This window comes from Candidatus Deferrimicrobiaceae bacterium, assembly GCA_035256765.1.
Classification (GTDB): Bacteria; Desulfobacterota; Deferrimicrobia; order Deferrimicrobiales; family Deferrimicrobiaceae; genus CSP1-8.
The window spans coordinates 1-11,705 of the sequence record DATEXR010000312.1 but is presented as its reverse complement, the minus strand read 5'-3'; the positions used below and the strand labels follow the sequence as shown (position 1 = coordinate 11,705).

Sequence of the window (11,705 nt, the reverse complement as noted above, 5' to 3'; positions counted from 1 at the left end):
CTGCCATATCCTTTCATCTCCCCACCTCATATGTTTCTTAAATACATATATGTTCTTATCAAAACCATGATGGAACCGCAATACATTACATCGATCCAAATCTACCGCTTGAACCGCCGGCTGCCCCCCTCCGGCGCGACTCTCATCGGGTACGGGGGGGATAGTATCGCGAGAAGGTGCGTCGTCGTGGATATGAAAAGTTTTAAGAACGTCCCTTTGCTTTTGCGATCCGGTCCAGGCCCCCCATGTAGGGACGCAGCGCTTCGGGGATGGCCACGGAACCGTCCTCCTGCTGGAAGTTCTCGAGGATGGCCACCACCGTGCGTCCCACGGCCAGCCCGGAGCCGTTCAGGGTGTGAGCGAGCCGGGTCTTCCCCGTGTCGCCGTCGCGGAACCGGATCTTCGCCCGGCGCGCCTGGAAATCGGTGAAGTTGCTGCAGGAGGAGATCTCCCGGTACCTCCCCTGCGACGGGATCCACACCTCGATGTCGTACGTCTTGGCGGCCGAGAACCCTAGGTCCGCCGTGCACAGGGTCACGACGCGGTACGGAAGGGAGAGGCGCCTCAAAATGTCCTCCGCGTCGGCGGTCAGGGACTCGAGCTCGGCCCACGACTCCTCGGGCCGGCAGATCTTGACCAGCTCCACCTTGTTGAACTGGTGCTGGCGGATCATCCCGCGGACGTCCTTCCCGTGCGAACCGGCCTCCGCGCGGAAGCAGGGGGTGTAGGCCGTCATCTTGAGGGGAAGCGACTGTGCGGGAAGGATCTCGTCCCGCACGATGTTGGTGACCGGCACCTCGGCCGTCGGCACGAGGTAGTAGTCGGTCCCGGTCACGTGGAACAGGTCCTCCTCGAACTTGGGGAGCTGCCCGGTGCCGAAAAAGGAGGCGGAGTTCGCCAAAAAGGGCGGGAGGACTTCCGTGTAGCCGTGCTCGCGGGTGTGGACATCCAGCATGAAGTTGATGAGCGCCCGCTCCATGAGGGCCCCTGCGCCCATCATCAGGCAGAACCGCGCACCGGCGATCTTGGCGGCCCGGTCGAAGTCGAGGATGGAAAGAGCCGTCCCGATATCGACGTGGTCCCGCACCGGGAAGGAGAACGAGGGAGGATCCCCCCAGGCGCGGACGGTCGGGTTGTCCTCCTCCCCTTCCCCCTCGGGGACCGACGGGTCGGGGATGTTGGGGAGGGAAAAAAGCACCTCCTCCATCCGGCGCTCGATGTCGGGAAGCCCGGCCTCCGCCTCCTTGATCCGCGCGGAGACCTCCTTCATCCGCTCCATCAGGGCGGAGGAGTCCTTCTTCTCCCTGCGCAGACGCCCGATCTCCTCGGAGGCCGCGTTCCTCTCCGCCCGGAGCTTCTCCACAACGACAATCGTCTCCCTCCGTTCCCGGTCAAGCTCCTCGAAGCCGGCCAGGGAGAGCGGGGACCTGCGGCGCCGCAGCGCCCCCCGGACGACCTCCCTGTTTTCCCGAACGAACTTCACGTCGAGCATCGATGCTCCTCCCGTCTCATCGGCCGGAATCCCGCGTCCCGGATCGTCCCGACGATCTCCTCCTCGGACATCCGGAACGCTACCCCCGCGGATGCCACCACGTTCTCCTCCATCATCGTGCTTCCGTAGTCGTTTCCCCCGAAGAAGAGCCCCAGCTGGGCGACCTTCGCCCCCATCGTCACCCACGACACCTGGACCGTGCGGATGTTCCGCAGGAGGAGACGCGAGACCGCCAGGACGCGGAGGTAGCCGACCGCGTGGCCAAGCCCCCTCGCCTGCCGCTCCCCGAACCGCGGGTCGCAGGAAAGAAGCGTGTTGCCGGACTGGAAGGTCCAGGGGATGAACGAGGTGAAGCCTCCCGTCTCCTCCTGGAGTTCCCGGACACGGACCAGGTGGCGGGCGATGTGCTCCGGGGCCTCCACGCTGCCGAACATCATCGTGGCGGAGGTGGAAAGCCCCTGCCGGTGGGCCTCGCGCATCACCGCGGCCCATTGCCGCCAGCCGATTTTCCTCGGGCTGATGACTCCCCGCACCTCGTCGTCCAGAATCTCCGCCCCGCCGCCGGGGACCGAATCCAGCCCCGCCTCCTTCAGGCGGGAAATCACCTCGGCGATCGAGACCCCGGACCGGATAGCGAAATGCCACAGTTCCGGCGGGGAGAAGCCGTGGAGGCGGATGGGGTATCTCTTCACCGCCCTTGCCAGCCGGACCGCCTCCGGAAGCCCCCAGTCCGGGTGCAGTCCCCCCTGGAGGAGAATCTGCGTCCCTCCCGCGTCGAGGGTCTCCTCGATCTTCCCCGCGAGCTCGGAATCGGAAAGGACGTACGCGTCGGGGGCGCCCTCTTCCCGGGAGAAGGCGCAGAAGGAGCATCGGCACGTGCAGACGTTCGTGTAGTTGATGTTCCGGTCGACGATGTAGGTGACCACGTCATCCGGGTGCAGATGTCTGCGGACCCGATCCGCGGAGCGGCCCAGATCGAACAGCGGGGCCTCCCGGAGGAGGAGCGCCGCGTCCTCGACGGTGGCCTGCCCTTCCGACGCCTTTTCGAGGGCGTCCCTCCAGAACGGGGAGGAGGTCACGCCGCCGTCTCCGGCCACTCCCGGACCACGTTGTACAGCGTGTCGCGCTCGACCGGAATCTTCCCCGCCTGGCGGATCATGGTGACCAGCTCGGCGACCGTCATCTCCTGCCCCGCCTGGGCGCCGGCGGCGTGGGTGATCTTCTCCTCCACCACCGTCCCGTCGATGTCGTCCACGCCGAAGTGGAGGGAGATCTGCGCGATCTTGGGGCCCACCATGATCCAGAACGATTTCACGTGGCGGAAGTTGTCGAGGTAGATCCTCCCCACCGCGAGGGAGAGCAGGTCGGCAAGGCCCGTCGTGTACCCCTTCGCGATCTCCGTGTTCTTCGGATGGAACGCCAGGGGGATGAACGACTGGAAGCCGCCCGTCCGGTCCTGCAGCTCCCGGAGGCGGCGCATGTGGTCGACACGGGACTCGAGGGTCTCCACATGGCCGTACAGCATCGTCGCGTTGCTCCGCAGCCCCGCGGCGTGGACCTCCTCCATGACCTCGAGCCACCGGTCCCCGGTGATCTTCTCGGGGCAGATCCGGTTCCGGACCTCCGGGGCGAAGATCTCCGCCCCTCCCCCCGGCAGGCTTCCCAGGCCGGCCTCCTTCAGGAGACGGATCACCTCCGCCAGGGGAAGCCCCGTAATCCGGGAGAAGTAGTCGATCTCCACGGCGGTGAACGCCTGGATGTGCATCTCCGGGAAACGCTCCCGCAGGGTTCGGAGCATGCGGAGATAGAAGTCGAACGGCAGATCCGGGTGGAGCCCCCCCACGATGTGCAGCTCCGTCGCGTTCTGGGAACGCCCCTCCTCCGCACGCACGAGGATCTCGTCCATGGTCATGGTGTAGGCGAGCGGCTCTTCCTTCCCCTTGCCGAACGCGCAGAACTTGCACCGGTTGACGCAGATATTGGTGGGGTTGATGTGCCGGTTGACGATGAAGTACACACGATCGCCGTTCACGCGCCGGTTGGCCAGGTCCGCCATCTCCCCTACCGCGTGAATGTCCCGCGTGCGGAACAGGGCAAGGGCGTCCTCCTCGGACATCCTCACCCCCGCCGACACCTTATCCCGAATCCTCTCGAGCGACGGTTCCATTGCGTTCGCCTTTCCGCATCTGCTCCAGGATCCGCCCCCCCGTCCCCTTCCCCTTCGGGGTCCGGGCCAGGAAGACCGAAAACGTCACGCCTTCGCCCTCCCGGTTGTCCAGCTGGATCGTCCCTCCGTGGTTCTGGACGATGGCGTGCACGATGGGGAGCCCGAGCCCCGTTCCCTTCGGTTTCGTGGTGAAAAACGGGTTGAAGATGTTGTGCACCACGTCATGGGGGATCCCCCCTCCGGTATCGCCGACGAGGAAAACGACGCCGTCCCCCTCCCCTTCCCTGGACGGCCGGGTGACCAGCGTCAGTTTCCCCCCCTCTCCCATCGCCTGGACCGCGTTGGAAACGAGATTCCAGAGAACCTGCCGGATCTGGTCCGGATCGACGTGGATCTCGGGGACCTCCTCCGAGAGCTCCACCACCTTCTCGATCCCGGCCTCTTCGAGTTCGTCCCGGAAGATCGCCAGAACCTCCCGGATCTCGGCGTTGATGTCCACCGGCCGCAGGGCGGGCATCATCTCCCGCGAGAAGTAGAGCGTCTGCTGGACGGTCCGCTCCAGCCGCTTCACCTCCTTGAGGATGATCTCGGCGTACCGTACCGTCGGCGGGTGGTCCTTCTGTCCGCCCTTTTCGCCGCGGGCCAGGCGCGCGGCGAATCCCCCGATCACGGTGAGGGGGTTCTTGATCTCGTGGGAGATCCGTGCGGCCATCTCCCCCAGCGCCGCCAGCTTCTCGCTCTGGACAAGCAGGTCCTGGGTCTTCCGGACCTTCCCCAGGGCCTCCTCCAGGCTCTCGTAGAGGGATGCGTTTTCCATGGCCAGGCACGCCTCGGAGGCGAACATCGTCAGGGCCTGGATGTCCTCCTCCGTGATCTCCCTCTCCCGGAACTTGTTGTCCACGTAGATGGCCCCCCGGGCTTCCCCCTGGAAGACGAGCGGCACGGTCGCGAAGGAGGACGGATGGTTGCCGCAAATCCCCTCCGGACCGGCCGCCGAAACCTTCCCGCAGCCGGTCTCCGTCCGGATGGCCCGCTTCTCCCGGACCGCCGCCGCCACCAGGCACCCGGCGTGGTCCATCGGGAGCGAGAGGTGCTCCATGTCGCGCCAGAGCAGCTTCCCGAATTCCCTCGGCCCCGCCTCCTTGCCCCCCTCCTCCGGCAGGGCGTGGCGGATCCGGGCGACCAGGCGGGCCTCCCTGGCGTCCCTCGGCCCCATCCCCATCCGGGCGGAGAGGATGCGGCGGTCGTCGGAGAGAAGGAAGAGGATCGCCCTGCCAAAGTTGAATCCGGCGGAGGAGGTGAGGGCGAACAGCATGATCTGGAGCAGCCTCTCCGTCTTCACGGTGGACATGAGCGCCCGCGCCACGTTGTACAGCGTCGCGAACCGCTGGGCCCGGACCTGGTTCTCCTGGGCCAGCTGCTGCGCCTCGCGGAACATCGCCGAGTTCTCGGTCATGTTGGCGAGCTGGCTGCACACCGTCTGCATCAGGTGCATCACCTCCATGTCGAAAACGACGTTCGGCGAGCAGGAGTAGTAGTTGACGACGCCCAGCGCCCTCCCCTTGGAGATGATCGGAAGCCCGAGGAAGGAGACGACCCCGTGCCGGGAAAGCGCGGGGAAGAGCGGGGAATCCTCCGGGCCGTTGATGAGCAGGGGCCGCTTCTCGCGGAAGACCTGGTTGGAAAGGATCTTCCCGTGGGCCCGTATCTCCCGCTTCAACCCCGGCCGTTCGTAGCCTTCGTCCACCATGACCTTGAGGACGGACCGTTTCTCCCCCACGAGGCGGACCGTGCATCCGTCCGACTGGAGGAGGCGGGAGGTGGTCTTCGCCACGTACTCGAGAATGTCCCGGATCTGGAACGTGGAAGTGATCGCCCTTCCGATCTCGTTGAGCGTGATGAGCTCGGATACGCGCTTTCTTGCATCGTGATAGAGCCTGCTGTTCCGGATCGCTCCCCCCACCTCGGTCGCGATGACGCGCAGCAGGGCGATGGTCTCCTCGGAAAACGCGAGGAGGGAACGGTGGGAGAAGTTCATCACCCCGTAGAGGTAGACGTCGTCCATGATGGGGACGGACAGGATCGACCGGAAGTCCCTGAGCTCCCGGGCCACCGACAGGGTCGGAGGGGAGGCCTGCACGTCGGGGAAGAACACCGGAGCCCGCTTCTCGAACGCCTTCCCGGCGACCCCTTCTCCCGGCCGGATCCGGAAATCGAACTGGGTGCATTCCTCGATGTCCACGCAGGAGGACACCCACGGAAGGAGGTGCTCCCCCCGGGCCTCGCGCCGGTAGACGCAGACGCATTCCGCCCCGGACTCCCGGGCGAGAAAGTCGCAGAGGTACTTGAGGCGGTTCTCGATCTGGATGTTCGAGTTGGAGATCTCGACCACCCGGGCGAGGAGGGAGAATGCCTTGTCGGACGGGTTGCCCATGGGATCGGCCAGTTCTAACCGCCCCTTTTCTGCAGCGCCTTCTCGTACACCGACCGATACCCCTTGGCGGCGGCCTCCCAGGAGAAATCCTTCTCCATCCCCCGCTTCACGATCGACTCCCACCGGGACTTGTCCGCGTAGGCGGCCACGGCCCGCAACAAGGCGTCCTGCAGTTCCGCCGTGTCGTACCCGGTGAACTTGAAGCCCGTTCCTGCGGCGGCATCCTCGTCGGCGTCCACCACGGTGTCGGCAAGGCCCCCCGTGTTCCGGACGACGGGAACCGTCCCGTATTTGAGGCTGTAGATCTGGTTCAGCCCGCACGGCTCGTAGCGGGACGGCATGAGATAGATATCGGAACCGGCCTCGATCTTGTGCGCCAGGCCGTTGTCGAAGGCGAACCGGAGGGAGATCCTGTCCGGATGGCGGCGCCCGAAGGCGGCCAGCGATTCCTCGTATTTCCGCTCGCCCGTCCCGAGGATGACGACCCGCACGGGGTGCGTCGCCAGCCAGTCCCCGACCTGTTCGATCAGGTCGAACCCCTTCTGCGCGGTCAGACGCCCGACGACCCCGATGACGGGCTCGTCCGCGGTATCCGTCCATCCGAACTCGGCGAGGAGATCGCGGCGGCAGACCTTCTTCCCCGACAGGTCCTTCCGGGAATACCGGGCGGCGATCAGGGGGTCCGTCTCCGGGTTCCAGTCGTCGTAGTCGACGCCGTTCAGGATCCCGTACAGGTCGGCCCGCCGCTCGTACAGGACGCCCTCGAGTCCATGGCCGTACTCGGCCGTCTGGATCTCCCGGCTGTACGTGTCGCTCACCGTGGTGAGGATGTCGGAAAAAACGAGCCCCGCCTTCAGCACGTTGAGCTTGCCGTAGAACTCGACCCCTTGGGGGGTAAACAACTCCCAGCCGAGCCCCGTGAGCGGGAGGTCGTGGTTCCAGAACAGCCCCTGGTAGCCGAGGTTGTGGACCGTGAAGACGGTCCCGGAGGACCGGAATGCCGGCTCGTGGGAGTAGAGCGTCTTGATGTAGGCCGGAAGGAGGGCCGTCTGCCAGTCGTTGCAGTGGAAGATGTCGTAGGAGCGGCCCGTCCGGGCGATCCACTCCATGATCGCCCGGCAGAAGAAGGCGAACCGCTCGCAGTTGTCGACGTAGTCACCGTCCTTCGTGCCGTACAGGAACTCCCGGTCGAAATACCGTTCGTTGCGCACCAGGTATCCCCGGACGCCTTCTCCCGCGTCCGTCTCCATGACGACCCCGGTCTCCTCCCGGTGCCCCATGGGAACCCGCACGGGGGGGGCGGCCTGCCGGAGAGAGAACCGTTCCCGTTCCACCGACCGATAAAGCGGCAGGACGCAGTCGGCCTCCACGCCGATCCTCCGGAGCGCTTTCGGCAGCGACCCGGTGACGTCGGCCAGCCCTCCCGTCTTGGCAAACGGGACGATCTCGGAAGATGCGACGAGCACTCTCATGACGGTTCCCGTGCCCTTCTACCCGGGCAGCTCCCGGAGGAACTTGGCTGCCTCTTCGGGCGGTATCGGGTTGATGTAGAACCCGGAGCCCCGTTCGAACCCGGCGACTTTCGTGAGCCTGGGCATGATTTCGATGTGCCAATGGAAGAACTCGGAGGCCCCGGCCTGGAAGGCGGCGCTGTGGAGGATGAAGTTGAAGGGGGGGTCCTCCAGAGCCAGGTTGAGCTTGCGGAGCGTGCGCCGGAATATGGCCGACAGCGCTCGGATCTGCTCCTCCTCGATCATTTCGTACGCGCACTGATGACGCTTCGGGACGATCCAGGTCTCGAAGGGGAACCGCGGCGCGTACGGGGAGTACGCGAGGAACTCCCCGCTCTCCTCGACGACGCGGACCTTCTGCTCCATCTCCTGCACGACGATGTCGCAGAACAGGCACCGGTCGCGGAACCGGAAGTGGTCCCGGCAGCCGGTCATCTCCTCCATCACCAGCTTCGGGACGATGGGAAGGGCGATCAGCTGGGAGTGGCTGTGCACGAGGGAGGCGCCGGCAGCCAACCCGTGGTTCTTGAAGATGATGACGGACTTGAACCTCTCGTCTTTCTTCAGGTCGAGGGTCCGCTCCCGGTATGCCCGGAGCACGTCGGCGACCCTGTCTTCCGGGAGATCGAAGAAGTCGACGTCGTGGCGCTCCGTCTCGATCACGACCTCGTGCGCCCCGATGCCGTTCATCTTGTCGTAGATCCCTTCTCCCACCTTCCCGAGGTCCCCCTCGATCCGGAGGGCCGGAAACTTGTTGGGGACCACACGGAGCGTCCACCCCCCCTCTCCGCCCGGCTTGTCCTTCTGGTAGACGAGGATTTCGGGGGGAGTCATCCGTTCGCTTCCCGGGCAAAGGGGGCAGAACCCCTCATGCCGGTCCACTTTCTCCTGGGGAAATTCATGGGGCCGACGTCCCCGCTCCGTGGAGATGATGACCCATCGCCCCACAATGGGGTCTTTCCGCAGTTCCGTCATGTTTCCTCCGGTGATGGCGTGGAAGGAACGTCAAGGGCCGGGATCGGGGCGAACCCATCGACGGCAGGCATGCAGCGAAAGGCTCCTTATCTGCCTTCCTCCTCCTCGGCGACCGTCTTGCAATCGATGCACAATGCGGTGACCGGCCGCGCGACCATGCGCTTCTCGCCGATCTCCCCGCCGCACCCCTCGCAAATACCGAACGTGCCGTCTTCGATCCTCTTCATGGCCTCCTTGATCTTGGCAAGGAGCTTCCGTTCCCTGTCGCGAAGGCGGAGAGTGAAGTTCCGGTTCGATTCCAGGAGAGCCCGGTCGGTGGGGTCCGGGAAGTTCTCCTCCATGATCGTGGTCATGTCGGAAACCGTCTTCCCTGCCCCCGCCTGCAGCTCGTCCATCTGGCGCTGGAGCTCTTCCCTGCATTTTTCCAGGATGTCGCGATCCATCCCCTTCCCTCCCAGGGCAACCATGAAATCATTATAGATTATATTTTTCCGCCGGAAGAGGAAAAGAGGGAAAGACGCACGGGAATACGGGGGGAATGGGCGGCCGCCTACCGGAGACGGAACCGGACCGGCACCTCCACCCATCCGGGACCTTCCGGAAGCGGCGCGGCGCGGACCACCCCCCGGCGCGCGGCCGCGTCGAGCAGGGGAGTCCCGCTGCTCCGGGCGATCCGGATCTCTCTCGGGACGCCGCCCCTGCCGATGCGGATGCGCAGGAGCACATCTCCCTCCTGCCCCCGGCGCACGGCCTCCTCGGGATAGACGATCCGGGACTCGATTCTCCCGCGCAGGGAAGCCATATCCGCATCTCCTTTCCCCGGAACGGCCCGGCCGTCCCCTCCGGTCGCGCCCGCATCCCGTGAGCCCGTCGGGGTGTCGGGGAAAGGGGAGGCGTCCGCAACCGCCGCGGCAGGGACGCCCCCCGAAGACGTACCGTCGGGTGCCGGCAGGGAGGCGGCCGGGCCGGGTCCCTCCCGGCGGGACGACTCCCGCGGGGGACCGGCAGATGCGTCCGGGGCCGCCGCTCCGCGGGATGCGTCCCGCTCCGGAAAAAGGGAGGCCTCCCCGGAGACCGTTCCCCGCGGCTTGGGCGACGGGGAGAGAACCGCGAGGGGCGCCTCCGGCGGCACGGAAAGGACCGCCGGGGGGCGCGATACCGCGGCCGGCGCACCACGGAACGCTTCCTCGTCCCTCCCCCTTTTCCCCTCCGTTCCCCCCACCAGGAAGACATCCACGACCTCCCGGAAGGAGACGTCTCCGGGATGCGTCCCCGGCAAGAGCAGCGCGAAAATCGCGACAAGATGCGCGGTCGCCGAAAAGAAAAGCGGCCGGCGAATCCGCGGCGCCTCTTTTCCCGTCGAATCCGCGTCGCTGCGGCTCATGGCGTCCTCTCCTCCCTCCCGGTTTCTTTTCAGATTCGCACCTCGGCGCCCAGAAGGAAGTGGACGCCGGGGGACGGAAATCCTTTGCGCTCCTCGTAATCCCGATCGAGGAGATTCTCCACCTTTCCGATCAGATCGAGCTCCCGGATTTCGGCCCCTCCCCATTCCCACCGATAGCGGGCGAACAGGTCCACCCGCGCATATCCGGGCCGCCGGATGTCGCCCCCGTTCGGGGGGGAATCGAGCTGGTCGCTCTCCAGCCGCCAGTCGATCCGCCCTTCCCACCGGGGAGAGGGAGAAAGAACGAGGGAGAGGGAGCCGCGCTGCGTCGGAACCCCGAGGATCCTGCGCCGGTTCGCGGCATCCCACGTGTCCGAGTAGGTGTAGACCAGGAGGAGCGACGCCTCCGGCAGGAAGCGCGCCTCGCCTTCCGCCTCCACCCCCCGGGAGAACGCCCTCCCGACGTTGCGCAGCTGCCCGAAGCCCGCCGGTCCGGGCACCGCGGCGTCGAACTGGATCAGGTCGCGGAATTTCTGGTAGAACCAGGTCGCGGAGAACCGCCCCCTCCGGTCGAAGAGTTCCACGTCCGCCCCCGCCTCCCAGGAAACCGCCACCTCGGGAGACAGGCCCTGGTACCCTATGAACGGGTCGGACTTTTCCGAGAGAGTGGGGACGCGGAATCCCCGACCGGCGGCGGCCCTGATCCTTGCGCCCGTGCCTGGAATCTCCTGGTAGACACCGACTTTCGGGTTGAACTCCGTCCCCGCCTCGGAATTTTTATCCAGGCGGGCGCCGAGACTGATCCCCGTCCCCTCCCGCACCCGCAGTTCCTCCTGGAGGTAGACCGAACGGTTGAAGGTGGAGGAGGCCAGGCGGGTATCCCCGAAATTGGACGCGAGTTCGTCGGTCCCCCGGTCCTTCTGGTACTCGACGCCCAGGAAGGTCGTGGAGCGGCGGGAGGCGGCAATCCGGCCCTGGACGCCGAAGGTCATCTTGCGCGTCTTGGTCGTGTCGTCGAAGGAGAAGGGGGAAACTTCGCCGGCATCGGCCGGATCCTTTTCATGGAAGAATTCGTCGAAGACGCTCCCGGACGCGGTTACGGCGACCGACTCCGACGCGAAGATCTCCCATCGCGCTCCGGCCAGGAATCCGCGCCGCGTCAGTTCGTGGTTCCCGTCGCGCGGGGTTCCGAAATCGACGGGCACCTCTTTCCGCTCCCCCGTGGACAGCACGAGGGCGTGGAGTCTGCCCCACCCTCCGGTCTTGATCTCCCCCGACCCCAGGAAGGAGGAGAGGGACGTGCCGTCGTTGTCCAGGATGCCGTCGCTCTCGAACCCGCTCGCCCCCAGGTGGAGGTTCCCCCTCTCCCCCCCCTTCTGGGCGAACCCTTTCCAGGTCAGGGTGGAGAAGCTCCCCCCGGAGGCCCCCACCCCGTAGCGGCTTCCCTCTTTCGCCCTCCGGGGAAGGAAATTCACCACGCCCCCCATCGCGTTGGAGCCGTACAGGGCGCTCTGGGTCCCCCGGACGATCTCGATCCGGTCGAACCCGTCCACGGGGAGCGAGGAGATGTCGAACTGGCCCAGGGTGGGGCTGTTCACCGGGAACCCGTCGACGAGCACGAGCGTGTGCGTCCCGAGCCCGCCCCGGATCTTGATGTTCTCCCGGTTCCCCGCGCTGCCGCTGCGCTGCACGTCCACCCCCGGGATCCCCTGGAGCGCGTCCCCGGCCAGGACCGCGCTCTT

The 11,705-nt window shown here is 66.1% G+C and carries 9 protein-coding genes; all 9 read right to left on the bottom strand.

Annotated elements, in window-relative coordinates:
• Positions 1–202 precede the first annotated feature (202 nt).
• Positions 203–1,492 (bottom strand): serine--tRNA ligase, encoded by a 1,290-nt coding sequence (gene serS / locus VJ307_10910; protein ID HJX74646.1) that lies wholly within the window; start codon positions 1,490–1,492, stop codon positions 203–205.
• Entirely contained in the window at positions 1,480–2,571 is a 1,092-nt protein-coding gene (mqnC, locus tag VJ307_10905) for a cyclic dehypoxanthinyl futalosine synthase (protein ID HJX74645.1), read from the bottom strand. The genes serS and mqnC overlap by 13 nt, the downstream gene beginning before the upstream one ends.
• Positions 2,568–3,659, bottom strand: a complete 1,092-nt coding sequence (mqnE, locus tag VJ307_10900; GenBank protein HJX74644.1) for an aminofutalosine synthase MqnE — start codon at positions 3,657–3,659, stop codon at positions 2,568–2,570. The genes mqnC and mqnE overlap by 4 nt, the downstream gene beginning before the upstream one ends.
• Complete coding sequence (locus VJ307_10895; protein HJX74643.1) at positions 3,628–6,093, bottom strand: GAF domain-containing protein; 2,466 nt, start codon at positions 6,091–6,093, stop codon at positions 3,628–3,630. The genes mqnE and VJ307_10895 overlap by 32 nt, the downstream gene beginning before the upstream one ends.
• A 14-nt stretch (positions 6,094–6,107) precedes the next feature.
• Positions 6,108–7,565: a glycogen synthase GlgA gene (gene glgA, locus VJ307_10890; GenBank protein ID HJX74642.1), complete on the bottom strand. Its 1,458-nt coding sequence runs from the start codon at positions 7,563–7,565 to the stop codon at positions 6,108–6,110.
• A gap of 18 nt (positions 7,566–7,583) precedes the next feature.
• Positions 7,584–8,579: a galactose-1-phosphate uridylyltransferase gene (gene galT / locus VJ307_10885; protein ID HJX74641.1), complete on the bottom strand. Its 996-nt coding sequence runs from the start codon at positions 8,577–8,579 to the stop codon at positions 7,584–7,586.
• A gap of 86 nt (positions 8,580–8,665) precedes the next feature.
• Positions 8,666–9,022 (bottom strand): RNA polymerase-binding protein DksA, encoded by a 357-nt coding sequence (gene dksA / locus VJ307_10880; GenBank protein HJX74640.1) that lies wholly within the window; start codon positions 9,020–9,022, stop codon positions 8,666–8,668.
• Positions 9,023–9,129: 107 nt separating this feature from the next.
• Positions 9,130–9,963, bottom strand: a complete 834-nt coding sequence (locus VJ307_10875) for a TonB family protein (protein ID HJX74639.1) — start codon at positions 9,961–9,963, stop codon at positions 9,130–9,132.
• Positions 9,964–9,992: 29 nt separating this feature from the next.
• Positions 9,993–11,705, bottom strand: a 1,713-nt coding sequence (locus VJ307_10870; GenBank protein ID HJX74638.1) for a TonB-dependent receptor, incomplete at its 5' end; no start/stop codon positions are given.

Bases quoted from the DNA above. Each gene is read 5' to 3' on its own strand.
- mqnE (HJX74644.1), bottom strand. From the start codon at position 3,659: ATGGAACCGTCGCTCGAGAGGATTCGGGATAAGGTGTCGGCGGGGGTG.
- serS (HJX74646.1), bottom strand. From the start codon at position 1,492: ATGCTCGACGTGAAGTTCGTTCGGGAAAACAGGGAGGTCGTCCGGGGG.
- galT (HJX74641.1), bottom strand. From the start codon at position 8,579: ATGACGGAACTGCGGAAAGACCCCATTGTGGGGCGATGGGTCATCATC.
- glgA (HJX74642.1), bottom strand. From the start codon at position 7,565: ATGAGAGTGCTCGTCGCATCTTCCGAGATCGTCCCGTTTGCCAAGACG.
- VJ307_10875 (HJX74639.1), bottom strand. From the start codon at position 9,963: ATGAGCCGCAGCGACGCGGATTCGACGGGAAAAGAGGCGCCGCGGATT.
- VJ307_10895 (HJX74643.1), bottom strand. From the start codon at position 6,093: ATGGGCAACCCGTCCGACAAGGCATTCTCCCTCCTCGCCCGGGTGGTC.
- dksA (HJX74640.1), bottom strand. From the start codon at position 9,022: ATGGATCGCGACATCCTGGAAAAATGCAGGGAAGAGCTCCAGCGCCAG.